Origin of the sequence: Pseudonocardia nigra (assembly GCF_019396355.1) — a bacterium.
GTDB classification, from domain to species: Bacteria; Actinomycetota; Actinomycetes; order Mycobacteriales; family Pseudonocardiaceae; genus Pseudonocardia; species Pseudonocardia nigra.
The window spans coordinates 1-23158 of the sequence record NZ_JAHKRK010000118.1; the positions used below are offsets into that span (position 1 = coordinate 1).

24 protein-coding genes and 1 pseudogene are annotated in these 23158 nt (G+C 74.8%); 12 read left to right on the top strand and 13 right to left on the bottom strand.

The window, feature by feature from the left end; all coding sequences use genetic code 11:
• Nucleotides 1-94: 94 nt before the first annotated feature.
• Together KME75_RS24805 and KME75_RS24810 are read left to right on the top strand one after the other, a co-directional pair.
• Nucleotides 95-511 (top strand): acyl-CoA thioesterase, encoded by a 417-nt coding sequence (locus tag KME75_RS24805; protein WP_219417287.1) that lies wholly within the window; start codon nucleotides 95-97, stop codon nucleotides 509-511.
• Nucleotides 508-1137 (top strand): DUF8185 domain-containing protein, encoded by a 630-nt coding sequence (locus KME75_RS24810; RefSeq protein WP_219417288.1) that lies wholly within the window; start codon nucleotides 508-510, stop codon nucleotides 1135-1137. Before KME75_RS24805 ends, KME75_RS24810 begins: the two co-directional genes overlap by 4 nt.
• 94 nt (nucleotides 1138-1231) lie before the next feature.
• Here the strand turns inward: KME75_RS24810 and KME75_RS24815 are convergent, their stop codons facing one another.
• The 5 genes from KME75_RS24815 to KME75_RS24835 form a co-directional block, all read right to left on the bottom strand.
• Complete coding sequence (locus tag KME75_RS24815; RefSeq protein WP_219417289.1) at nucleotides 1232-2755, bottom strand: glycoside hydrolase family 13 protein; 1524 nt, start codon at nucleotides 2753-2755, stop codon at nucleotides 1232-1234.
• 25 nt (nucleotides 2756-2780) lie between these two features.
• On the bottom strand, nucleotides 2781-3164 hold the full coding sequence (locus tag KME75_RS24820; RefSeq protein WP_219417290.1) for a globin: 384 nt from the start codon (nucleotides 3162-3164) through the stop codon (nucleotides 2781-2783).
• A gap of 24 nt (nucleotides 3165-3188) precedes the next feature.
• Complete coding sequence (locus KME75_RS24825) at nucleotides 3189-4217, bottom strand: mechanosensitive ion channel family protein (protein WP_308283045.1); 1029 nt, start codon at nucleotides 4215-4217, stop codon at nucleotides 3189-3191.
• Nucleotides 4214-6322 (bottom strand): prolyl oligopeptidase family serine peptidase, encoded by a 2109-nt coding sequence (locus KME75_RS24830; protein WP_219417291.1) that lies wholly within the window; start codon nucleotides 6320-6322, stop codon nucleotides 4214-4216. The genes KME75_RS24825 and KME75_RS24830 overlap by 4 nt, the downstream gene beginning before the upstream one ends.
• A gap of 155 nt (nucleotides 6323-6477) precedes the next feature.
• On the bottom strand, nucleotides 6478-6840 hold the full coding sequence (locus tag KME75_RS24835; RefSeq protein ID WP_219417292.1) for a hypothetical protein: 363 nt from the start codon (nucleotides 6838-6840) through the stop codon (nucleotides 6478-6480).
• A gap of 60 nt (nucleotides 6841-6900) precedes the next feature.
• Between KME75_RS24835 and KME75_RS24840 the strand changes: the two genes are divergently transcribed.
• Nucleotides 6901-7671, top strand: coding sequence for a MerR family transcriptional regulator (locus KME75_RS24840; RefSeq protein ID WP_219417293.1), 771 nt, complete (start codon nucleotides 6901-6903; stop codon nucleotides 7669-7671).
• 83 nt (nucleotides 7672-7754) lie between these two features.
• On the opposite strand, the gene KME75_RS24845 is transcribed toward KME75_RS24840, so the two are convergent.
• The gene (locus KME75_RS24845; RefSeq protein WP_219417294.1) at nucleotides 7755-8411 is read right to left on the bottom strand and encodes a pyridoxamine 5'-phosphate oxidase family protein; all 657 of its coding nucleotides are present in this window, start codon (nucleotides 8409-8411) and stop codon (nucleotides 7755-7757) included.
• Nucleotides 8412-8479: 68 nt separating this feature from the next.
• On the opposite strand from KME75_RS24845, the gene pdxR reads away from it, so the two are divergent.
• The 4 genes from pdxR to KME75_RS24865 all read left to right on the top strand — a co-directional run bounded on the left by pdxR (nucleotide 8480) and on the right by KME75_RS24865 (nucleotide 11779).
• Nucleotides 8480-9886 carry a MocR-like pyridoxine biosynthesis transcription factor PdxR gene (gene pdxR / locus KME75_RS24850; RefSeq protein ID WP_219417295.1) on the top strand — a complete coding sequence of 469 codons (1407 nt, stop codon included), beginning with the start codon at nucleotides 8480-8482 and terminating at the stop codon, nucleotides 9884-9886.
• Nucleotides 9887-9998: 112 nt separating this feature from the next.
• Entirely contained in the window at nucleotides 9999-10931 is a 933-nt protein-coding gene (locus KME75_RS24855) for a DMT family transporter (protein WP_219417296.1), read from the top strand.
• A gap of 24 nt (nucleotides 10932-10955) precedes the next feature.
• Nucleotides 10956-11357 carry a hypothetical protein gene (locus tag KME75_RS24860; RefSeq protein WP_219417297.1) on the top strand — a complete coding sequence of 134 codons (402 nt, stop codon included), beginning with the start codon at nucleotides 10956-10958 and terminating at the stop codon, nucleotides 11355-11357.
• Entirely contained in the window at nucleotides 11354-11779 is a 426-nt protein-coding gene (locus KME75_RS24865; RefSeq protein WP_219417298.1) for a hypothetical protein, read from the top strand. Before KME75_RS24860 ends, KME75_RS24865 begins: the two co-directional genes overlap by 4 nt.
• Nucleotides 11780-11848: 69 nt before the next feature.
• Here KME75_RS24865 and pruA read toward each other — a convergent pair whose 3' ends face one another.
• Complete coding sequence (pruA, locus tag KME75_RS24870) at nucleotides 11849-13468, bottom strand: L-glutamate gamma-semialdehyde dehydrogenase (protein ID WP_219417299.1); 1620 nt, start codon at nucleotides 13466-13468, stop codon at nucleotides 11849-11851.
• Between the two features lie 88 nt (nucleotides 13469-13556).
• The gene (locus KME75_RS24875; protein WP_219417300.1) at nucleotides 13557-15143 is read right to left on the bottom strand and encodes a PucR family transcriptional regulator; all 1587 of its coding nucleotides are present in this window, start codon (nucleotides 15141-15143) and stop codon (nucleotides 13557-13559) included.
• A gap of 118 nt (nucleotides 15144-15261) precedes the next feature.
• Between KME75_RS24875 and KME75_RS24880 the strand changes: the two genes are divergently transcribed.
• The gene (locus KME75_RS24880; RefSeq protein ID WP_219417301.1) at nucleotides 15262-16185 is read left to right on the top strand and encodes a proline dehydrogenase family protein; all 924 of its coding nucleotides are present in this window, start codon (nucleotides 15262-15264) and stop codon (nucleotides 16183-16185) included.
• A gap of 88 nt (nucleotides 16186-16273) precedes the next feature.
• Here the strand turns inward: KME75_RS24880 and KME75_RS24885 are convergent, their stop codons facing one another.
• Together KME75_RS24885 and KME75_RS24890 are read right to left on the bottom strand one after the other, a co-directional pair.
• Nucleotides 16274-16447, bottom strand: a complete 174-nt coding sequence (locus KME75_RS24885; RefSeq protein WP_219417302.1) for a hypothetical protein — start codon at nucleotides 16445-16447, stop codon at nucleotides 16274-16276.
• A 274-nt stretch (nucleotides 16448-16721) separates the two neighbouring features.
• Nucleotides 16722-17162, bottom strand: a complete 441-nt coding sequence (locus KME75_RS24890) for a TIGR03618 family F420-dependent PPOX class oxidoreductase (RefSeq protein WP_308283046.1) — start codon at nucleotides 17160-17162, stop codon at nucleotides 16722-16724.
• A 70-nt stretch (nucleotides 17163-17232) separates the two neighbouring features.
• On the opposite strand from KME75_RS24890, the gene KME75_RS24895 reads away from it, so the two are divergent.
• The 3 genes and pseudogenes from KME75_RS24895 to KME75_RS24905 all read left to right on the top strand — a co-directional run bounded on the left by KME75_RS24895 (nucleotide 17233) and on the right by KME75_RS24905 (nucleotide 20331).
• Entirely contained in the window at nucleotides 17233-18126 is an 894-nt protein-coding gene (locus tag KME75_RS24895) for a nitronate monooxygenase (RefSeq protein WP_219417303.1), read from the top strand.
• A 110-nt stretch (nucleotides 18127-18236) separates the two neighbouring features.
• Nucleotides 18237-19137 (top strand): annotated as a pseudogene (locus KME75_RS24900) (isocitrate lyase/PEP mutase family protein).
• 84 nt (nucleotides 19138-19221) lie between these two features.
• Nucleotides 19222-20331: a D-alanine--D-alanine ligase family protein gene (locus KME75_RS24905; protein WP_219417304.1), complete on the top strand. Its 1110-nt coding sequence runs from the start codon at nucleotides 19222-19224 to the stop codon at nucleotides 20329-20331.
• Nucleotides 20332-20379: 48 nt separating this feature from the next.
• Here the strand turns inward: KME75_RS24905 and KME75_RS24910 are convergent, their stop codons facing one another.
• The 3 genes from KME75_RS24910 to KME75_RS24920 form a co-directional block, all read right to left on the bottom strand.
• Nucleotides 20380-21042 (bottom strand): metal-dependent transcriptional regulator, encoded by a 663-nt coding sequence (locus KME75_RS24910; protein WP_219417305.1) that lies wholly within the window; start codon nucleotides 21040-21042, stop codon nucleotides 20380-20382.
• A 103-nt stretch (nucleotides 21043-21145) separates the two neighbouring features.
• Nucleotides 21146-21712 carry a DUF3515 domain-containing protein gene (locus KME75_RS24915; RefSeq protein WP_308283047.1) on the bottom strand — a complete coding sequence of 189 codons (567 nt, stop codon included), beginning with the start codon at nucleotides 21710-21712 and terminating at the stop codon, nucleotides 21146-21148.
• A gap of 19 nt (nucleotides 21713-21731) precedes the next feature.
• Nucleotides 21732-21968: an Lrp/AsnC ligand binding domain-containing protein gene (locus KME75_RS24920; protein WP_219417306.1), complete on the bottom strand. Its 237-nt coding sequence runs from the start codon at nucleotides 21966-21968 to the stop codon at nucleotides 21732-21734.
• 75 nt (nucleotides 21969-22043) lie between these two features.
• On the opposite strand from KME75_RS24920, the gene KME75_RS24925 reads away from it, so the two are divergent.
• A complete protein-coding gene (locus tag KME75_RS24925; RefSeq protein ID WP_219417307.1) occupies nucleotides 22044-23030 on the top strand; it encodes a thiamine-phosphate kinase in 987 nt (328 codons plus the stop codon).
• Nucleotides 23031-23158 lie beyond the last annotated feature (128 nt).

The window sequence follows — 23158 nt, forward strand, 5'->3', positions numbered from 1 at the left end:
GACTCGCGGGAACTTCCGCGAGTCGCCCGTTTTCCGCGCGTGAGTCGCACCCTGAGTGTCGGTGCCCGACGGCCGGGTTGAGAGGCTTGGGGGCGTGGCTCCCTTCGTCGCACAGGTCCCGCTCCGCTGGACCGACCAGGACTCCTACCGGCACGTCAACCACGCCAAGGCGGTGACGCTGCTGGAGGAGGCCCGCATCGCGATGGTGTTCGACGCGGCTGCGGCCGAGGGCCTCCCCGGGTTCGCCGGTGGGCTGCTCGTCGCGGGGTTGAACGTCGACTACCGGCGGCAGATCCCGTACCGGTCGGGCGGGCTGCGGGTGACGATGTCGGTGGACGAGCTGCGGGCCGCGTCGTTCCGCATCTGCTATGAAATGCACGACGGGCCGGGGGAGGACGACCCGGTCGCGGTGCTGGCCTGGACCCGGATGGCGACCTTCGACCTGGACGCGCAGCGTCCGCGGCGGCTCACCGCCGACGAGCGCGCGTTCCTCGGGAGGTGGACGGCATGACCGCACTCACGGTGCCCGACGCGGGCGAGCGCGGCGACCTCGGTGCGTTCGTCGCACGCGTGGTCCGGCTGGACCAGACCGCGACCGTGCGGCTGCGGGCCGCGGACGGCCTGGTGACGGCGTGGGCCTCGACGCCGTTCGACGTGCTGGCGACGCGCGCGATCCGCGGCGCGCTCGACCCGGCCGACGTCACGGTGCCGGCGGCGAGCCTGCTCACCGCGCTCACCGTCGAGCGGTCGGAGACGGTCGACCCGGGCAGCGGCGGCCTGTGGCAGGGCGAGCTTCCGCCGGTCGACGGCTGGGCGCCGGTCGACGACGTGCCCGCGGCCGAGGTGGAGGGGCTCACCGAGCGCGGGCTCGCCGTGGCGCGGGAGAACGCCGGGCCGCTCGGCCCACCGGCGTCGCTGCTCGACCAGACCGTGCTCACCGTGTTCGCGGGGCCGCAGGTGCGCGGCGCCGTGAAGGTGCCGCTGCGCTGTCTGTTCGCGCTGTCGGGCATGGGGTTCGTCGGTGGCGAGGACGGGCCGGTGCGCGTGTCGGCCACGGGTACATGGCTGCGCCTCGACGCCCGGTACGGCGCGGTCGTCCGGCGGCGGGTGACGGCGCTGCCGCTGCTCGTCTCCTGACCGGCGAATCCGCGACGAAGGAGCTTGGATTCGCCGGAACAGGGCGGAGTCGGCGCGGAGCGCCGTCCGCGCACTTCCGACGCGGAGCGTCTGCTCAGACGAGCCAGGCCGCCGTGTCCGGCGGGAGGTCGCCGTCGACGAGCGGGCCGCTGGTGAGCAGCACGTCGCCCGGTGGGAGCGGGACCGGCTCGGCGGAGGCGTTGAGCGCGCAGACCAGGGTGGAACCGTCCCGGCGGAACGCGAGGCAGCCGTCCGGAGCGCCGTACCACTCGATGCCCCGCCCCGTGAACGCCGGATGCGTCTTGCGCAGCTCCAGGGCGCGCCGGATGAGGGAGAGCGTGGAGGTGGTGTCCTCCAGCTGCTCGGCGACGGTGAGACGCCCGTACGCGTCGGGCATCGGCAGCCACGGATCGCCGTCGGTGAACCCGTAGCCGGGTGGTCCGCCCTCCCACGGCAGCGGCACCCGGCACCCGTCGCGCCCGGGCCGCGTGGGCCCGGAGCGGTCCCGGACGGGGTCCTGCCGGACGGCGTCGGGCAGCTCGGCGTCCGGCAGACCGAGCTCCTCGCCGTTGTAGAGATGGACCGCCCCGGGCAGGGCGAGCCCCACGAGCGCCATCGCCCTGGCCCGCGCCACCCCGGCCGGGCCGCCGCCGTACCGGGTGACCGGACGGGGCACGTCGTGGCTCGACAGCGTCCAGGTCGGGGTGGCCTCGACCGCGGCGACGGCGGCGAGCGAGCCCTCGATCGCCGCGCGCACGGCGTCGGCCTCGAACGGGGCGCGGGCGAGCCGGAGGTGGAACCCCAGGTGCAGCTCGTCGGGCCGCACGTAGCGGGCGAACCGCGCGTCGTCGCCGACCGAGATCTCGCCGACGATCATCCGGCCCGGGTAGTGGTCGAGCACCGCGCGGATCATGCGGTGGACGTCGTGCACGTCGTCGTGGTCGAAGCGCACCTCCGGCGCCGAACCGGTGAGGTCGGCGGGCTTGCACATCCCGTGCGCGACGTCGATGCGGAACCCGTCGACGCCGCGGTCGAGCCAGAACCGCAGCGTCTTCTCCAGGTCGGCCCAGACCTCCGGGTTCGTCCAGTTGAGGTCCGGCTGCTCGGGGGCGAAGAGGTGCAGGTACCACTCGCCCGCCCCGCCGTCGGGGTCCTGCACACGCGTCCAGGCGGGGCCGCCGAACTCGCTGGTCCAGTCGTTCGGCGGGGTGCTGCCGTCGGTGCCGCGGCCGGGCTGGAAGTGGTAGCGCGCCCGCTCCGGGCTGCCGGGCGCCGACTCCAGCGCCGCCCGGAACCACTCGTGCTCGTTCGACGTGTGGTTCGGCACGAGGATGATCGTGACGCGCAGGCCGTGCCGGTGCGCGTCGGCGACCAGCGCGTCGAACGTGTCGAGGTCGCCGAACACCGGGTCGACCGCGCGGGGGTCGGCCACGTCGTAGCCGTGGTCGACCATCGGCGAGGTGCAGAACGGGGTCAGTGACAGCGCGTCGACGCCCAGCAGTTCGAGGTAGCCCAGCCGGGAGCGGATGCCCTCGAGGTCGCCGACGCCGTCACCGTCGGAGTCCGAGAACGACCGGACGTAGACCTGGTAGACCACGGCGTCGCGCCACCACTGCACGGGGAGGATCTTGCCAAGCCTGCGCTCAGAAGTCGCTGTTGACCATGCTCGCGGCGGCGTAGGTCAGGTACTGCCACAGCTGGTCGCGGTGCGCGTCGTCGAGGCCGGCCTCGTCGACGGCCACCCGCATGCAGCGCAGCCAGGCGTCCCGCTCGATCGGGCCGACCTTGAACGGCATGTGCCGCATCCGCAGCCGGGGGTGTCCGCGCTGGTCGGAGTAGGTGCGCGGGCCGCCCCAGTACTGCTCGAGGAACATGCGCAGCCGGTCCTCCGCCGGGCCGAGGTCCTCCTCGGGGTACAACGGGCGCAGGACCTCGTCCTCGGCCACCTGCTGATAGAACCGGGACACGATCTTGTCGAAGACCGGCGCGCCGCCGACCTCGGCGTAGAAGTTCTGAGGATCGCTCACGGTTCCATCATCCCTCCTGCCACATCACGGCATGGACGGCCGGTTGCTCGTGAGGCCGGGGAATACGGCAGGCCGGGGCACGCCGGCGTCCTCGAACGCGTCGCTGATGGCGGCGTTCAGGGCACGCTGGACGGTGAACTGCTCACCGGGCCGGACCTTGACCGTGATCCGCAGCGTGATGCCCTCCGGACCCACGCGCTCCACGCCGAGGACGTCGGGCGCCTCGAGCACCGACTCGGCGATGTCCTTCTCGGCCACGCGCTCCACGGCCGTGCGTCCCGCCAGCGCGGTGGCCTCGGGGATGTCTGCGGTGTGGGCCAGGGGCAGGTCCACGACGGCGACGCCGTAGCCCTGGCTCTTGTTGCCGACGCGCAGGATCTCGCCGTTGCGCACGTACCAGACGGTGCCGTTGATGTCTCGCAGCGCCGTGATGCGCAGCCCGACCGACTCGACGACGCCGCCGGCTTCGCCGAGGTCGACGATGTCGCCGACCCCGTACTGGTCCTCCAGCAGCATGAACATGCCGGACAGGAAGTCGCGCACCAGGTTCTGCGCGCCGAAGCCCACTGCGACGCCGACGATGCCCGCGGACGCGAGGATCGGCCCGAGTGCGACGTTGAACTCGGCGAGCACCATGACCGACGCGATCACCAGCACCACCGCGGAGCTGAGCGAGCGCAGCACCGAGCCGATCGTGCGGGCACGCTGGGTGCGCCGCTCGGACACCCCGCCGTTGCCGTTGCCGTTCCCGTGGTGCGCCCGCGGGCCGCGGGTGAACAACCGCGACACGCGGGCGTTCGTGGCGCCCTCGACGATGCGGTTGATCGCGCGGTGGATCAGGAACCGCGCGGTGATCGCCAGCAGGACGATCAGCGCGATCGACATCGTGGTGGAGACGATCGTGTCGGCCGAGCGGGCGAGGAAGTCGTTGTTGGTCCACTCGTAGAACCGCGCGCACCACGTGCCCGGCTCGGTGGAGCACTCGGGCTGCGTGGGCAGCAGGCTCTCGGTATCCGGCAGGGCGCTCATGGGCGAGCGCACCAGCTCGTTCACGACAGCTCCAATCCGGTGTGTGCGGCCAGGAAGGACAGCTGGTCGACCGACAGCGACACGGTGCGCGACACCGACCGGGCGCCGTGCCCGACGTCGGTCTCCCGGCGGATCAGCACCGGTCGCGTCTCCGGGTCCCCCACGGTGGCGTGCTGCAGCGACGCGCACATCTTGCGGGCGTGCAAGGGGTCCACCCGGGTGTCGGACTCGAACACGGTGAACAGCACGGCCGGGTACTCGACCCCCGGCCGTACATGGTGGTAGGGGGAGTAGGACAGCAACCAGCCCAGCTCCTCCGGGTCGGCCGCCGTGCCGTACTCGTCGTTCCAGGTGCGGCCGAGGGAGAACTCCTCGTAGCGCACCATGTCGAGCAGCGGGGCCGAGCAGACCACGGCCCGGTACAGGTCGGGGCGCTGGGTGAGCGCGGCCCCGACGAGCAGTCCGCCGTTCGACCCGCCCATGATCGCGAGCCGGTCGGCGGCCGTGTCCCCCGCGTCGATCAACGCCTCGGCCGCGGCGTGCAGGTCGTCGAAGACGTTCTGCTTGTTGGCGCGGTTGCCCGCGAGGTGCCAGTGCTCGCCCTCCTCGCCGCCGCCGCGGAGCGAGACGAGCGCGTACACCCCGCCTGCGGCCACCCATGCCAGCGCGAACGGCGTGTAGGCGGGCTCGCGGGTGAGCCCGAAGCCGCCGTAGCCGGTGACGAGGGCGGGCAGGGTCCCCGGCGCGGCCCCGGCCGGGGTGATCACGAACATCCGCACCGTGGTGCCGTCGGCCGAGGTGAACCGGCGCTGCTCGGTGTGCACGGCGGGCACCGTGACCGCACCGGGTGCGGCCGCCTCGAGGACGGTCGTGCCGCTCGCGAGGTCGTAGCGGTGCACCTGCGGGGGCGTGACCAGGTCGGTCCAGCCGATCCAGATCCGCCCGGCCTGCTCCGGGGTGAGCCGGTCGGCCACCGAGAGGCCGGTCAGCGATCCGGTGCCGGGCAGCGGCACGGTGCCGCGCGGTGCGCCGTCGGCGGCGGCGTGCAGGGCCAGCTCGGCCACCGCGTGCCGGGCGCGGGCCAGCACCAGCAGCGGCTCGCCGCCGTCGGCGGGCTCCAGCCGCCGGACGGCCTCGAGCACCGAACCCGCGTCCTCGGCCACCAGCTCGCGCCAGTGCTCCCGCCCCGGCGTGCGCGGGTCGGTGACGGCGAGCCGCCAGCGCGGGGCCCCGTCGGTGGTGTGCAGGTAGAGCAGCCCGTCCCGGTCCACCCACGCGTGGCACTGCACGTCGTCGGCCTGCGTGAGCACGGGGGTGAGGGGTGGGGTCTTCTCGCCGAGCTCGGCGATCCAGATGCTGTCGCGGCGTGCCGTGCCGACGTTGCCGGTGACGACCAGCCACTGCCCGTCCCGGGAGACGTGCAGCCCGTAGTAGGTGTGCTCGTCGTAGAGCTCGGGCCCGTCGACGAGCTCGTCGGCGTCGGCCGAGGTGCCGATCCGGTGCCGCCACACGCGCCGGTGGAAGGCCTGCTCCCCGGCGGGGGCCTCGTCCTCGTCGACCATCCGCACGTAGACGAACTCGCGACCACCCGGCAGCCACGCGACCGCGGAGTAGCGGCAGCGGTCGATGGGCTGCTCGACGTCGCGGCCGGTGTCGACGTCGAGCACGTGCAGCACGGAGTGCTCGTCGCCGCCGCTGGAGAGCTGGTAGGCGACCTGCGTGCCCTCCAGGTCGGGCACCCACGAGTCCAGCGTCGTGAGCCCGTCCGGGTCGAGGGCGGCGGGGTCGACCAGCACGCGCTCGGTGCCGTCCGGCTCGCGCACGAGCAGCACCGCGTGCTCCTGCCCGGGCTCCCGCCGGGTGGAGAACGCCCGCCCGGCGCGCCACAGCGGAGCCGACACCGATCCTGCCGCGATCAGGTCGCGCAGGCCGGCGGCGAGGCCGTCCCGCCCGGGGAGGCCGTCGAGGTGGTCGCGGACCAGCTCGTCCTGCGCTGCGGACCAGCTGTGCGTCCGCGCGTCCTCGGGGTCCTCCAGCCAGCGGTACGGGTCGGCGACGCGGTGGCCGTGCAGGTCCTCGACGAGGTCGAGCCGCTCGGCGTGCGGATATCTCGGGCGGGGAGCGTCCACGCGGGCCGAGGTTACGTCACTCGGTCCGGTGGTCCTCGGCCCGTCCGGACCCGACCGGCCGGGCGACTCGCGGACGATTCCGCGAGTCGCCCGGTTTCCGCAGGCGAGTCGCCCGGCTTCTCCGCATCAGTTGCCCGAGGCGGGCGTAGGGATCGTCACTCCGGCCGCCGGCGCAGCCCGGCCGTCGCGGCCCCGGTGAGCGTGACCGGGCGGACCACGTCCTGGACGCCCACCGCGCCCGCGAACCGGCCCCAGTCGCCGATCACGGCCGTGACCTGGCCCGGGCGGGCCTCCTGGATCACGGCGGGCACCCACTCGTCGCCGTCGCGGTACCACCAGCGCTCGTTGAGCACCCCGAGCCCGGCGGACTCGACCTCGGTCACGGCGCCGTCCCGGTCCTCGGCCACGGCCAGTTCGGCGCCGAACACCGTCAGCGCGCGCCAGCGGCCGTCGGCCGCGGGCTCCACGAACCCCAGCAGCTCCCCGTCCTCGTCCCGGTGGACCTCGATCCTGTTCATGGTCGTGACGGTGGCACCTCACGTAACGTGAGGTGCAAGCCGGATACAGCGGAGGGTGGCGTGGCGCACTCGGTCGGCGAGATGGCCCGGCTCGCGGGTGTCACCGTGCGGATGCTGCACCACTACGACGAGATCGGGCTGCTCTCACCCGCCGGGCGCAACCGGGCGGGCCACCGCCGTTACGCGGCCGCCGACCTCGAACGGCTCCAGCAGATCCTCTTCTACCGGGAGCTCGGCTTCGCTCTCGACGAGATCGGCGCGCTCCTCGACGGCGGTGGCGACGCCGCGACCCACCTCCGACGGCAGCGCGACCTGCTCGGCGAGCGCATCCGCAGGCTCCAGGACATGACCGCGGCCGTCGAGGAGGCGCTGCAGGCGGCGGTCGTCGGCCTGACCATCCCGGCCGAGCAGCGGTTCGCGGCTTTCGGGCGGTGGCGCCCGCCCGCCGGCTATGCCGACGCGGCGGAGCGGCGCTGGGGCGACACGCGGCAGTGGGCGCAGGCGAAGCAGCGCATGGCCGGCTACACCGCCGACGACCTGCGGCGCATGCAGGACGAGACCGAACAGTGGGTGCAGCGCCTCCGGGCGCTGATGGAGGCCGGGGTGCCCGCCGACGCACCCGCTGCGATGGACCTGGCCGAGGAACACCGGCTGGCGCTGCACCGCTGGTGGTTCGACTGCGACCACGCCCTGCACCGCGACCTCGCAGCGCTGGGTGCGACCCGGCCCGAGCAGCTCGCGATGCTCGTCCGCCCGGAGCACCAGCTGCCCGGCATGGGCGAGTACCTACGAGATGCGGCGGCCGCCAACGCCGCGCGAGCCGGGACGTGAGCGACCGTGCACACCTTCGGGGCACGGTGCACACGTCCGGAGGTGTGCACGGTGCCCCGCGGGTATGCACGGCCGTGCCGGGGTCAGTCGGCCCAGCGGGTCGCCACGTGCCCGGGGGCCTGCGCCGCCTCGCCGAGTGTGGGGCACGGGTCGGGGACGCCGAAGACCGTGCGGACCGGGAGCACGCCCGCCCACCGGCCGCCCTCGGCGATGTCGGCGTCGTCGTCGCCCGGCGGACCGGTGCGCACCTTCACGCTGGCGTCGGTCAGGTCGACGGCGAACACGGCCGTGGCGGCGAGCTCGCGGGCGTTCGGTCCGCGGGCGTGCTCCCACGAGCCCGGTGAGAGTTGCTCGACGATCGCGCGCAGCCCCGCGAGCCGCTCGTCCGACGCGGTCACCAGCCGGGCGGTGCCGTGCACGACCGCGCTGCGGTAGTTCATCGAGTGGTGGAACACCGAGCGGGCGTAGACGATGCCGTCGAGGTGGGTGACGGTCAGGCAGACCGGGTTCCCGTCGAGCGCCCGCGCGTAGCCGGCCCCGGTGGACGCGTGCACGTAGACGGTGTCGTCGAGACGGCCGTAACCCGTCGGCAGCACCACCGGGGCGCCGTCGCGGACCATCCCGAGGTGGCAGATCAGGCCCGCGTCGAGCACCGCGTACAGGTCGGCGCGGTCGGTGCGGGCGCGCTCACGGAGGCGGGTGAGGGTGCTGCGGCCGGTCGGGGACAGGGAAGTCGTCACGCTTCGAGCGTGCGCGTCACAGTGGCATCCTGACAGGGCCAATCCGCGCCGAGATCGGAAGGCCACTCGTGGAGCTGCCGCCCGTCCTGCTCGACCGCGACGGTGAGCGCCCGCTCGCCGTCCAGCTCGCCGACGCCCTGCGCGCCGCGACCGCGGACGGCACCCTGCGCGCGGGCGACCGCCTGCCCTCGACGCGCACGCTCGCGGCGACGCTGGGGGTCAGCCGCACGGTGACCGCCGCCGCGTACGACCAGCTGCTGGCCGAGGGCTGGGCGGTCGGGCGACGCGGCGCGGGCACCTTCGTGGTCGGGGCGCCCGCGGGCGGCCGGCCCGCCGCCGCGGCCGTTCCCGCGCCCACCGTCGCGGGGAGGGCTGCCGCGCAGCAACTGATCGACCTGCGCGCCGGCTCCCCGTGCGTGGAGGTGCTCGACCGGGCCGCGTGGCGCCGGGCGTGGCGCGCCGCCGCCGACACCCCACCCGACGCCGCCCCGGACGCCGAGGGCCTGCCCGCGTTCCGCGCGGCCGTCGTCGAGCACCTGCTGCGCCACCGCGGCCTCCCCGCCGATCCCGCCGCCCTGCTCGCCACCGGCGGCAGCACGGGAGCCGTGGCCGAGTTGGCCCGCACCCTGCCGGCCGGGGCCCGCGTGGCCGTCGAGGAGCCGGGCTACCAGCGGGCCGTCGAGGCGCTGCGGGCCGGCGGACTCGACGTCGTCCCGGTGCCGGTGGACGCCGCCGGGCTCGTGGTGGACGCCCTCCCGCCCGGGCTCGCGGCCGTCTACTGCACGCCGGCGCACCAGTACCCGCTCGGGGCGCGGCTGTCGGCCGCGCGGCGGATGGCGCTGGTCGAGCGGGCCCGGGCCGAGGGGTTCCTCGTCATCGAGGACGACTACGACGGCGAGCTGCGCTACGACGTCGCCCCGCTGCCGCTGCTCGTCGCGCTGGGCCCGGACGTCGTGGCGCACCTGGGCACCGCCAGCAAGCTGCTCACCCCGACCCTCGGCGCCGGGTGGCTGGTGGCGCCGCCCGCTGTGCGCGCCGCGGTCCTCCACCTGCGGGCGCGGACCGGGGCGCGGCCCGCCCTCGCCGGGCAGCGGGTGTTCGCCGCGCTCGCCGCCCACGGCGACCTCGCCCGGCACCTGCGCCGGCTGCGCCGCGAGCTGGCGGACCGGCGCGGGGCGGTGGTGGCCCGCGTGACCGACGCGGGCCACGCGGTGCAGGGCGAGGCCGCGGGCGCACACGTACTCGTGCCGCTGCCCGACGCGGCCGCCGAACGGGCCGTCCGCAAGGCGGGCGCGGCCCGCGGCGTCGACCTCGACGGCCTCGCCCGCCACCACGCCGGGACGCCCGGCGAGGCCGGGATCGTGCTCGGGTACGCCGGGCCGGCGCGGACGGAGCTGGACCGGGGGCTGCCGGTGGTGGGGGAGGTGCTCGCCGCGGAAGGCTCCAGTCGAACGTCAGGAAAGCCACGTTCCTGACGTTCAGCGACAGCAACGTGGCTTTCCTGACGCATGGCTCGGCGCTTTGGTCCTGCTGTGCGGGCACAGGTTGGCTCTGTTATCGGGACCATCGGTGTCGCAGGCTTTCCCCGTGACCACCTCCGTTCCCCTCGACCGGACCCGGATCGGCGCCGTGCTCGCCGTCGCGGGGATGGCCTGCGTCGGCAGCAGCGTCGCCGTGTCGCAGACGATCGTCGACGCCCCGCTGTTCACCCTGCAGGCCGTCCGCTACGCCATGGCCGCGGTGCTGCTGCTGGTCATCGCCGTCGCGACCGGCCGCTCCCTGCCCCGCCCGCGCGGCACCGAATGGCTCTGGCTCGCCGGCGTGGCGACGTCCGGGCTGGTGGTGTTCAACGTCGCCGTCGTGCGCGGGGTGGCGCACGCCGAGCCCGCCGTCATCGGCGTCGCCGTCGCGTCCGTGCCGGTGCTGCTGGCCGTCGCCGGGCCGCTGTTCGGCGGCGGGCGCCCGGCACCGGCGGTGGTGGTCGCGGCCGTCGTCGTCACCGCGGGGGCGGTGCTCGTGCAGGGCGGCGGCCGGACCGACGCCGCCGGCATCGCGTGGGCGCTGCTCGTGCTCGTGTGCGAGGCCGGGTTCACGCTGCTCGCGGTGCCGGTGCTCGCGCGGCTCGGGCCGTGGGCGGTGTCGCTGCACTCGGTGTGGATCGCGGCGCTGGCGCTCGCGGGCATCGGGCTGGTCGTCGAGGGGCCCGCGGCCGCCGGCGCGCTCGGCGCCGGCGACCTGCTCGCAGCCGTGCACCTCGCCGTCGTCGTGACGGCGCTGGCGTTCGTCCTCTGGTACAGCGCCGTCGGGCGGCTCGGCGCGGGCCGGGCCGGGCTGTTCACCGGGGTGGTGCCGGTGTCGGCCGCCATCGGCGGGGTGCTGCTCGGCGGCCCGGTGCCGGCGCTCACGGTGTGGCTGGGAGCGGCAGTCGTCGCGGCCGGGCTGGTGGTCGGCTTCGGCGGCCCCCGGACCGGATCCCGCTCGACGGCGCGCAGCGTCATGAGCCAGCGCACCAGGTTGTAGTACACTCCGTGGTACACTCTGTGTATGGGGTTCCAGCTCGAGCGTCTCCTCGATCTACTCGATGTCGCCGACGGTGAGACGGTCGGCACATCCGTCCGGCTGCCCGTCGCGTTGCGCGACGCTGCGGCGATCGCGGCCGAGGTGGGGCTGGTCGGATCCACCACCGAGCTGACCGTGCGCGGGCTTCGTGCGGCGCTCGAGGACGTGGCTCAGCGCGCGGTGCTCGACGCCCATTACGCCGAGCATCCCGAGGCTCGCCCCGATCTCGCGGAGATCGCCATCGCCACCGCCGAACTCGACGGCCACCCACTGGCAGCGCGCCCCGACCTGGTGCGCCGCGCCGCTGCCGCGCTTGTCGAGATCGTGCACGATCCCAGCCCCGATGAGGTGCTCGGCTATGCCGCCGGGCTGGCCGCAGCTGCATGAAGCGGGTCAAGAGCGTTCTCCTCGACAACGAGGCGGTGCAGTCGCTCCTGGACGTGCGGCACGCGAAGCATCGCCGCGTGCTGGCCGCGGTCGAGGCGGTGCTGGCCCGCGGCCGGCGGCACGGGGGCTCCGTCCGGCTCGTCGTGCCCACCACGGTTCGCGTCGAGGCGGGCTGGGACCGGCGGCCGGCGAGCGCCGCCATCGTCAACCGGCTGCGCATCGTGGACGCCCCACTCGACCGGATCGCGGCAGACCGCGCCGCGGACATCCGCACGATGTTGCGGGTCTCGGTCGCCAACGCCCACCTCGCCGCCGTTCTGCAGGAGTCCGATGGGCCGTTCGCCGTGCTCACCAGCGACGTCGAAGACGTCCGAAGCATCGTCGGACACCTGGGCGTCGAGGTGAACGTCGTGGCGCTGTGAACGGATCGCCGGACACGGCGATCAGGGCGGAAAGCGGCCGGCGGAGATCGACGAGGACCCGGCGCGGGCTCAGCCCTGATGCGGGTAGCCCGACGTCGTCGGCGACACGAACGTCTCCTTGATCGTGCGCGGGCTGACCCAGCGCAGCAGGTTGTAGATCGAGCCCGCCTTGTCGTTGGTGCCCGACGCCCGCCCGCCGCCGAACGGCTGCTGCCCGACGACCGCGCCCGTGGGCTTGTCGTTGACGTAGAAGTTGCCCGCGGCGAACCGCAGCGCCTCCGACGCCCGGGCGACGGCCGTCCGGTCGCGCGCGATGACGGCGCCGGTCAGCCCGGCCGGGGCGCCGCGGTCGATCTGCCCGAGCACGGTGTCGAAGTCGCCGTCGTCGTAGACGTGCACGGCGAGCAGCGGGCCGAAGTACTCGGTGCGGAACGCCTCGTGGGTCGGGTCGGTGCCGACCGCGATCGTGGGCCGGACGAAGTAGCCCACCGAGTCGTCGGCCGTGCCGCCCGCGATCACGTCCATGGCGGCTCGCACGGTCTCCAGCGCCGCGGACACCTTGTCGAACGCCTGCCGGTTGATCACCGCGCCGAGGAAGTTGCGGAAGTCGGTGGGGTCACCCATGGGCAGCGCCTCGACCTCGTCGACGAGGTCGTCGCGCAGCCGGGACCACACGGAGCGGGGCACGAAGGCGCGCGACGCCGCGGAGCACTTCTGGCCCTGGTACTCGAACGCGCCGCGGACGAGTGCGGTGCGCAGCACGTCGACGTCGGCGGACGGGTGGGCGAGCACGAAGTCCTTGCCGCCGGTCTCGCCGACCAGCCGCGGGTAGGTGGCGTAGTTGGAGATGTTGGCGCCCACCTGCTGCCACAGGTGCTGGAAGGTGGCCGACGAGCCCGTGAAGTGGATGCCGGCGAGCGCCCGGTCGGCGAGCAGCACCTCGGAGACGTCCCGGCCGTCGCCGGTGAGCAGGTTGATCACGCCCGGCGGCAGGCCCGCCTCCTCGAGCAGCCGCATCGTGTACTGCGCGGCCAGGTTCTGCGTGGGCGACGGCTTCCAGATCATCGTGTTGCCCATCAGCGCCGGCGCGGTCGGGAGGTTGCCGGCGATGGCGGTGAAGTTGAACGGGGTGATCGCGTAGACGAAGCCCTCGAGCGGGCGGTAGTCCATCCGGTTCCACGCGCCGGGCCCGCTGTTCGGCTGGTTCTCGTGGATCTGCCGGGCGAACGCGACGTTGAACCGCCAGAAGTCGGCGAGCTCGCACGCGGAGTCGATCTCGGCCTGGATGGCGGTCTTCGACTGCCCGAGCATGGTGGCGGCGTTCATCCGGTCGCGCCACGGGCCCGACAGCAGGTCGGCGGCGCGCAGCAGCACGGCGGCCCGCTCGTCGAACGACAGGCCCCGCCACGCGGGTCCCGCCCGCAGTGCCGCCTCGACCGCCGCCTTCGCGTCCTCGTGGCCTGCGTTCGCCCCGGTGCCGAGCACGTGGGCGTGGTCGTGCGGGGCGACGACCTCGAACCGCGCCCCGTTCGGGACGTGCTGCTTCCCGTCGATCGTCACGGTCAGCTCGTGCTGCTGCTCGCCCATCGCGGCCAGCGCGGCCTGCAGGTCGGCGCGCTCGGGAGAGCCCGGCGCGTAGTCGCGCACCGGCTCGTTCCGCGGCGTCGGCGTGGTGGTGATCGCGTCCATGGCGAAGCCTCCCGGGGTCGGCGGTGAGGACGACCCTAGGAACTACCCGCTATGCACGATTCGTCCGCTCGGACAACGATCGTCGCCGTCAGCTGTCCGATCGGACAGCAGCGAGGAGCTGCAGGTGGTGCACCAGCCGGGCCCGCGGGTCGGTGAGCTGCAGACCGCCGATCTCGACCGCGCGCCGCACCCGGTACCGCAGCGTGTTCGGGTGCACCGTGAGTCGCTGGGCCGCGGCGCGCACGTCGCCCATCGCGTCGAGCCAGGCGACGACCGAGCCGACGAGGTCGCTGCCGTGGTCCCGGTCGTAGGCCACGAGCAGCGTGACGGCCGGGTCGCGCAGGTCGGGGCTCTCCCGCAGCAGCCCGAGGGTCTGGTTGAGCAGCACCTCGGCCCGCAGGTCGGAGAAGACGGCGACGTCCGGGTCGCCGCCCATCGCGTCGAGCACCCGGTCGGCCTCGCCCCGCGACGCCGGCACGTCCGCGAGGCAGCCGACGGTCGAGCCGACGCCGGCCTGCACCCGCACCCCTGTGCGGCGCAGCGAGATCCCGGCCACCTCGCCGCACATCGCGAGCAGTGCGGGTTCCGCCCGATCCCGCGGGACATCCGGGAGCACCGCGTAGACGCGCGCACCGTGCGGGGCCGTGAGCGCCGCGCGCCGGTAGGTGGCCGCGTGCACGGACACGACGTCGGTGAGCTCGGCGATGCTCAGCTCGTGCGCGGCCCGGTCGGCCCCGCGAACGGCGAAGCCGACGACCAGGGCGGTGGCGTGCTCGTCGAGCCCGAACGTGCCCGCCACCAGGTCGGGGCTCGCGCGCCCGGACAGCAGGCCCGCCACGAGGTCGCGGCTCCACCGGGCCCCGGGCGCCTGCTGGCTGCGGCGGCGGATGAGGTGCCCCGCCGCCACCCGCGCGGCGCCGACGAGCACCTCCGCGGCCCGCTCGGCGAGCGGCGTGGCGCCCTCCTGCACCCAGATGGTGCCGAGCGGCCGCTGCCCGGCGTGGATCCCGACGGCGAGGCGGCGGCGCAGACCCAGCTCGGCGTGCTCGTCGACGTGCACGACGTCCTCACTGGTGCGCAGCCGGTCGAACACGCCCCACTCGCGCAGCAGCCGCAGGTAGTCCGGCGGGCCCTGCCAGCCCAGGATCGAGAGCCTCCGCAGCTCGTCGACCTCGGCGGCGTCACCGTCGGAGCGGGAGTAGGCGAGCACCCGGCTCGCGGTGTCCTCGATGCTGACGATCCCGTGGGTGAGCAGCGCGACGGTCTGGGCCAGCGAGAACAGGTCGCCGTGGCCGTCCTCGCCGCCGGCGCCGCCGCCGTCGTCGAGCACGTCGCGGACCAGCGACTCCAGGTGCTCCCAGCGCACCTCGGGGCGCACCACGAGCAGCGCGACGCCCGCCTCGGCGGCCGCGGCACGCAGGTCCTCGAGCGCACGGTCGCCCTTCACGGCGACGGCCGCCGCTCCTCGCCGCGCCAGCCCGCGCACCGTCCGCACGGCGTCGCGGCCGCGGGCGCCGATCACGAGCACCAGGTGCCCCGGGTGCCGGTCGGGGTCGTCGTCCGGGTCGACGATGGCCAGGCCCGACACCGGGACGTCGAGTCCGGCGGGCGCCACCAGGACGTCGACCAGCGGCTCGCCGACGGCGATGAGGAGCTGGCGCAGGGTGACGTCCACGGGATCGGCCTTTCGTCGCGCTGGACGACAAGGGTGCCGGAACGTTGTCCGGCCGGACAAGCCGGAGCGCTCGGCCGACGATCTACCTTGCTCGCAACAGGAGAACCGGGAGGTCGTCGTGCTGAGGTCCACGATGCTGGCCGCGGCCCGCTCGCGCACCGTGCGCGCCGCCGTCGAGGCCGGCCCGTTCACCCCGCTGGTCGACCGCTTCGTCGCGGGCACCGACGTGGCCGACGCCGTCGCCGCGGCGCGGACGATCGCGGCCGACCGGCTCGTCACGGTCGACCACCTGGGCGAGGACACCCCGGACCGGGCGCAGGCCGACGCCGCCGTCACCGCCTACCGGACGCTGCTGGGCAGGCTGCGCACCGAGGGCCTCGCGGACCGGGTGGAGGTGTCGGTGAAGCTGTCCGCGCTCGGGCAGCGGTTGCCCGTCGACGCCGACAAGATCGCGCTGGACTCGGCGCGCCAGGTCTGCGAGGCCGCCGCGGCGGCGGGCACCACTGTCACCGTCGACATGGAGGACCACACCACCACCGACTCCACCCTCGGGATCGTGCAGGACCTGCGCGTCGACTACCCCTGGGTCGGCGCGGTGCTCCAGGCGCACCTGCGCCGCACCGAGGGCGACTGCCGGGATCTCGCCGGACCTGGGTCGCGGGTGCGGCTGTGCAAGGGCGCCTACGACGAGCCCGCGTCGGTGGCCTACCAGCGCACCGACGAGGTGGACCGCTCCTTCGTGCGCTGCCTGAAGGTGCTGATGGCGGGCGAGGGCCTGCCGATGGTGGCCACCCACGACCCGCGGCTGATCGCGATCGCGCGCTTCCTCGCCGACCGGAACGACCGCACCGCCGACGACTACGAGCTGCAGATGCTCTACGGGGTGCGACCGCGCGCGCAGAGCGAGCTCGCCGCCGAGGGCCTGCGGATGCGGATCTACCTGCCCTACGGCACGGAGTGGTTCGGCTACTTCATGCGCAGACTCGGGGAACGGCCGGCGAACCTGGCCTTCTTCGCCCGCTCACTGCTGACGCGCGGCTGAGCGTGGCTGCCGCCGGGAATCCCGGAGGCGGCGTTGCAGGAAAGCCACTTTCACGCCATGGAGTGGCGGCAAAGTGGCTTTCCTGCAATCAGGGGGAGGGCTCGGCGGCCAGCTCCGCCACCCGTTCCAGGAGCCGGCGCTGGGCGGGCGGCAGCGCGTCGCCCCAGTCCTGGAAGATCCGCTCGGTCTCCGGGGCCCAGCGCGCGGGCGGATCGGCGGCGGCCGCGGCCACCTCCGCCCGCAGCATCCCGGCCAGCAGCACCGCGAACTCGTCGATCGCCGCATCGTCGACCGTCCCGTCGGCCAGCGCGTCGAAGCGGCGGCTCAGGTCGCGGTACCCGGGGCGGTCCCGCAGCCGCCCACAGCCCCGCCACCAGCATGCCGGTGGGGTGCAGCGGACGCGGCGTCAGGGGCAAGCGTAGGGCGCCGATGCGCCCCGTTTCGGCCGGTGCGCCCCGTCGACGGGGCGCATGGGCGGAGAGGGGGCGCACGGACGGAGACGGGGCGCGCGGGTGGGCGGGGTCGGCCTCGCTTGGTCAGGTGCCGTAGACCCGCCGCGGTTCGACCAGCACCGCCACCCGGCGCTCCTCGCGCATCACGCGGTCGAACGTGACCCAGTCGTCGTGCGTGCCGCCCGCGCCGGCGAACACCGCGCGCAGCAGCAGCCGCAGGGCCTCGGCGTCGAGCACGTCGGACGGGTCCGGGCCGAACAGCTCGCTGACGCCGTCCACGCCCACCCACTGCCAGCCCGAGCGCCAGAGCACGGACGTGGCGGGCCGGGCGCGCAGGTTGCGCAGCTTCACCGGGCCGTAGGTGACGTAGCCGACGACCGGGCGCCCCGTCAGCGGGTGGTCGAGCACCCCGGCGTTCACCAGCGACGCGTGCGGTGTGCCGTCGGCCCGCACGACGCTGACGGTGGCCAGGCCGTGCTCCCGGGCGACGATCCGGCGGACCGGACCGAGATCGGGTGCATCCACGGGGTGAGTGTGCCACCGCCGGCGCCGCCCCGCGTGCGTCATCATCGAGGGCCCGGTCCGAGGAGGCACCGTGATCAGCACGTCGTTCACCCAGCTCGTGGGCTGCGAGGTCCCGATCCAGCAGGCCCCGATGGGCATGATCTCCCCGCCCGGCCTCGCGCTCGCCGTCGCCGGGGCGGGTGGCGTCGGGACGGTGAGCGTGCCGCTCGGCGCCGGCCCCGCCGACCTCGCTGCCCGGCTCGACCGGCTGACCGACGATGGCGCAGGTGCCCTCGCCGCGAACTTCATCACCGCCGATGTCGATCCCGCCGCGGTGGCGGTCGCGGGGGAGCGCGTGCGGATCGTGGACTTCTTCTGGAGCCGGCCCGACGCCGCGCTCGTCGCCGCGGCGCACGCGGGCGGGGCGCTGGTCAACTGGCAGGTCGGGTCGACGCCGGAGGCGGTGCTCGCCGTCGAGGCCGGTGCGGACGTGGTGACCGTGCAGGGCGTCGAGGCGGGCGGGCACGTGCGCGGCGACACCCCGCTGCTGCCGCTGCTCGCCGCGGTGCTGTCCGCCGTCGACGTGCCGGTGCTCGCCGCGGGTGGGATCGCGGAGCCACGTGCGCTGGCCGCCGTGCTCGCCGCGGGCGCGGCGGGCGCCCGGCTCGGCACCCGGTTCATCGCGTCCACCGAGACCGGGGTACACACCCCGAGTACGTGCTTGCGCTGCTCGCCGCCGGCGCGGACAGCACCGAGATCACCGACGGCTTCGCGGTCTGTCCGCTGTGCGCCACACTGCCGAGGGCCCGGGTCCTGCGCTCGGCCGTGGCGGCGGTCGCCGGGATCGAGGGCGACGCCGTCGGCACGGTCGTCTCCGACGGCGTGGAGACCCCCGTGCCGGTGCGTGCCGGGCTGCCGCCGCACAAGGACGTGCGCGGCGACGTCCACGCCATGGCGCTCTACGCCGGCAGCGGCGTTCCGCTGATCAACGAGGTCCGGCCGGCCGCCGCGATCGTGCGGGAGCTGGCCGGAGGCGCCGAGGCCCTCCTGCGTGCCTGGTAGCGGTCGGGATCTGTGCAAACCTGGAGGACGACGATGGCGAACCTGGTGAGCGGGCCGACTGCGCCCCGAGCGCGCCTGCGGGAGCTCCTGGCGGGCGACGGAGGGCCGCTCGTCGCGCCCGGGGCGTACGACGCGCTCTCGGCCCGGCTCGTGGAGCAGGCGGGGTTCGACGCGGTGTACATGACGCGCTTCGGCACCACCGCCTCGCTCATCGGGCGGCCGGACGTCGGCCTGCTCGGCGGCGCGGAGATGATCGAGAACGCCCGGCGGATCGTCGCCGCCGTGGACGTGCCGGTGATCGCCGACGCCGACACCGGGTACGGTAACGCGATCACGGGTGCTGCGCACCGTGCAGGCCTACGAGCAGGCGGGGGTGGCGGGCATCCACCTCGAGGACCAGGTGCACCCGAAGAGGTGCGGGCACATGAGCGGCAAGGCGGTGATCCCGGCCGGCGAGATGGTCGGCAAGATCCGCGCCGCGGTCGCGGCCCGCCGCGACCCCGACCTCGTGCTCATCGCGCGCACCGACGCCGCCGCGGTCCACGGCCTCGACGACGCGATCGCCCGCGCCCGGGCCTACCGCGCCGCGGGCGCCGACGCGCTGTTCGTCGAGGCGCCGACCAGCGAGGACGAGATCGCAGGCGTGGCCGCGGAGCTGCTCGACGTGGCGCCGCTGGTGTTCAACTGGGTCGAGGGCGGCCGGACCCCGCCGATCCCGCTGCACCGGCTCGGCGAGCTCGGGTTCAGGCTGGTCCTGTTCCCGATCGGCACCCTGCTCGCCGCCACCGCGGGTATGCAGTCCCTGCTGGCGACGCTGCGGGCGGACGGCACGCCGGCCGCGGCGATGCCGGGGCTGCCGACCTTCGAGGGTTTCACCGACCTCATCGGCCTGCCCGAGGTGCAGGAGCTCGAGCGGCGCTTCGGCGGCGGCTGACCGGCCGCCGTCGGTGGAGGGGAGCGGCGCGTCCCACCGCCCCCATCCCGTGCTGCTCGGCCTTCCGGCCTACTCTCGTGCGCCATGACCGGGGACAAGGTTCGGGTTGCCGTCGTGTTCGGCGGACGGAGCAGCGAGCACGCGATCTCCTGCGTGTCGGCGGGCGCGGTGCTGGAGCACCTGGACCGCGAGCGGTTCGAGGTCGTGCCGGTCGGCATCACACGCGAGGGCGGGTGGGTGCTCGGCACCGCCGACCCGCGCGAGCTCGTGATCACCGACCGCGCCCTGCCGTCGGTCGAGGCGGGCACCGCGCTCGCCCTCCCCGGCGACCCGACCCGGGGCGGTCTGGTCCTCCTGGACCCGGACCGGGCGGGCGAGGTCTTCAGCGGCGTGGACGTCGTCTTCCCGCTCCTGCACGGCCCCTTCGGCGAGGACGGCACCATCCAGGGCCTGCTGGAGATGGCGGGCGTGCCCTACGTCGGCGCCGGGGTGCTCGCGAGCGCCGCGGGGATGGACAAGGAGTACTCCAAGAAGCTCCTCGCCGCCGAGGGACTGCCCGTCGGCGACCTCGTGGTGCTGCGCCCCGGCACCGCCACGCTCACCGCCGAGCAGCGCGACCGCCTCGGCCTGCCGGTGTTCGTCAAGCCCGCGCGGGCGGGGTCGTCGGTGGGGATCACCCGGGTCACCGACTGGGCCGACCTGCCCGCCGCGATCGACCTGGCCCGCGAGCACGACCCGAAGGTGCTCGTCGAGGCCGCGATCATGGGGCGCGAGGTGGAGTGCGCGGTTCTCGAGTTCCCCGACGGGTCGGTGCGCGCCAGCGTCCCCGCCGAGATCCGCATCGTGGGCACCGGGCCGGGCGGGCGGCGGCCGGAGTTCTACGACTTCGAGGCCAAGTACCTCGACGACGTCTGCGAGTTCGACATCCCCGCCAAGCTCGACGATGCGGTGGCCGAGCGGCTGCGGGAGATGGCCGTGGCCGCCTTCCGCGCGCTCGACGGCCAGGGCCTCGCGCGCGTCGACTTCTTCGTGGGGCCCGACGGCGAGCTGACCGTCAACGAGGTCAACACCATGCCGGGCTTCACGCCGATCTCGATGTTCCCGCGGGCCTGGGCGGTGACCGGCATCGACTTCCCGACGCTGATCACCACGCTCGTGGAGACGGCGCTGGCGCGGGGCACCGGGCTGCGCTGACGCGCGTGGAAAACGTCGCCCTGACGACGTTTTCCACTCACGAGGCCGTCAGGGCACGACGTGGCCGTGTACCAGGCGGGTCAGCGGGCCGCCCAGCGGGTGGCGCGCCTGCCCGACCCGCACCCACCGCGGGCCGCCGAACGGCGCCTGCTCCTCCACGGTGACGACCACGCCGGGGAACACTCCGAGGTCGCCGAGGTAGCGCAGGGCGGCACTGTCACGGTCGGACACGCGTTCCACCAGGAACCGGGAACCGGGCGGCGCGGTGTCGAGCGCCGCCCCCCAGCCCTCCTCGTGCGGGCCGTCCCGCGGGGGGATCGGGTCGCCGTGCGGATCGTGGGTGGGGTGCCCGAGGGCGGCGTCGATCCGCTGCTCCAGGCGGTCGGACAGCGCGTGCTCCAGCAGCTCCGCCTCGGCGTGCACCTCGTCCCACGGCACGTCCAGCATCCGCGCGAGGAACGTCTCCAGCAGCCGGTGCCTGCGCACCACCCGCAGCGCGGCCCGCTCGCCCGAGTCGGTGAGCCGCAGCGAGCGGCTGTCGGGCCGGTCGAGGAGGTGGCCGTCCTCGAGGCGCTTGACCATCGCCGACACCGAGGGCGCGGACACCCCGAGCTCGTGGGCCAGCACGCCGGTGGTGACCGCCTCGCCCCGATGGGCCAGGTGGTAGATCGCCTTGAGGTAGTCCTCGATCGCTCGGGACATGGTCACCATGTCCACAGACTTTACTGACAGCGCCGAGCGGAGCTTGCGCAGCGAACAGGCGGTGCCGAGCGGAGCTTGCGCAGCGAACGGACAGCACCGCCCGCGCCGACGGTCAGCGGACCGCGACCTCGGTGGCGGGCAGGGTGGTGCGGACGACGTCGGACACCAGCTGGAGCGGTCCGCTCCCGGCGGTCGTGGGCGTCGTCAGTGCGACGTAGACGGGCCGGTCCACGGCGATGTAGGTGACCACGACCGGGTCGGGCACGCCGTCGTCGAGCTCGAGCCACCGCACGCCGTTGATCTCGAGCAGCGCCGAGGTGGGCGTCAGCTCTGCGGGGCGGGGGAGCCCGCAGCGGAGCACGGCCGGCCGCGGCGAGGCCGCCCACGCGCGCACGCCGGGCTGCACGGGCTCGGCCAGCGGCCGGGTGGCCAGCGGCGCGTCGTCGGCGGGGAGCTCGGCCGGGAGCGCGGCCAGCAGGGCATTGCACTCGGGGCCGTCCGCGGCCGGGGAGTCGATGGGTGCCACCGGCAGCGGGCGCGTGTCCGGCGGCGCGGGATCACCGACGCCGCGGACGCGTGCGGTGATCGCGATCGCGGCCACCGCCACGGCGAGCAGCAGCGGGAGCGCGATCGCGATCAGCACCGGCGGCGACAGCCGGTTCCGCAGTGAAGCACTCACGGCACCAGGATGCCGCCCCTCAGGAGAGGTGGACCACCGGGCAGGTCAGCGTCCGGGTGATCCCGCTGACACCCTGGACGCGGGCGACGACGAGCTGGCCGAGTGCATCGACATCGTCGGCCTGGGCGCGCACGATCACGTCGTACGGGCCGGTGACGTCCTCCGCCGAGACGACCCCGGTGATGCCGGAGATCTCAGCGGCGACGGCGGCGGCCTTGCCGACCTCCGTCTGGACCAGGATGTAGGCCTGAACCACGGCATGCCCCTTCCACGTCGGTCGAGCTCTCCGGGGTAGGAAAGTCGGAAGCCGAACGTACCGGAGGTGGCCCCGTTGCCCACATCGCTACCGCCCCCGAGTGACTCTCCCGAGGCGGAGAACACACTTCGGGAGGTCGGCGAGTTCGGTCTGATCGCCCGGGTGACGGCCGGGCGCCGGCAGCCCGCCGCGACCCTGCTGGGGCCCGGTGACGACGCCGCGGTGGTCGCCGCGCCCGACGGGCGGGTGGTCGCGTGCACCGACGTGCTCGTCGAGGGCGTGCACTTCCGCCTCGACTGGTCGGGGCCGGAGCAGGTCGGGCGCAAGGCGGCAGCGGCCAACCTCGCCGACGTCGCCGCGATGGGTGCGGTGCCGACCGCGCTGCTCGTCGGGCTGGCCTGCCCGCCGGACACCCCCGTCGAGGTCCTGACCGGGCTGACCGACGGGCTGTGGAAGGAGGCGGGCGCGGTCGGTGTGGGGCTGGTCGGCGGCGACGTCACCTCGGCGTCCACGCTCGTGCTGTCCGTGACCGCGCTCGGCTCGCTGGACGGCCGGCCCGCCGTGACGCGCGCGGGGGCGCGCCGGGGCGATGTCGTCGCGTTGTGCGGGCGGGTCGGTTGGGCGGCCGCGGGCTGGGCCGTGCTCGCGCGCGGCTTCCGCTCGCCCGCAGCGGTCGTGGGCGCGCACCGGATGCCCGAGCCGCCCTACGCCGCCGGGCCGCAGGCGGCGCTCGCCGGGGCCAGCGCGATGATCGACGTGTCGGACGGGCTGCTCGCCGACCTCGGGCACGTCGCGCGCGCGTCCGGCGTGGTGATCGACGTGCGCAGCGGGGCCTTCGAGGTGCCAGCCCGGCTCGTCGACGTCGGTGCGGCGCTCGGGATCGATCCGCTGCACTGGTTGCTCACCGGCGGCGAGGACCACGCGTTGGCCGCGACGTTCCCCGGTCCGCCGCCCGAGGGGTGGACGACGATCGGCGAGGTGCGCGACGGCGAGCCCGCCGTGCTGGTGGACGGCCGGGCGTACGAGGGCGGCCCGGCGGGCTGGGACCACTTCACGCGCTGACCGCCACCGGGCGACTCGCGTGTCGGAATCGGGCGACTCGCGTGTCGGAATCGGGCGACTCGCGTGTCCGAATCGGGCGAGTCGCGTGTCGGAATCGGGCGACTCGCGGAAACACCCGCGAGTCGCCC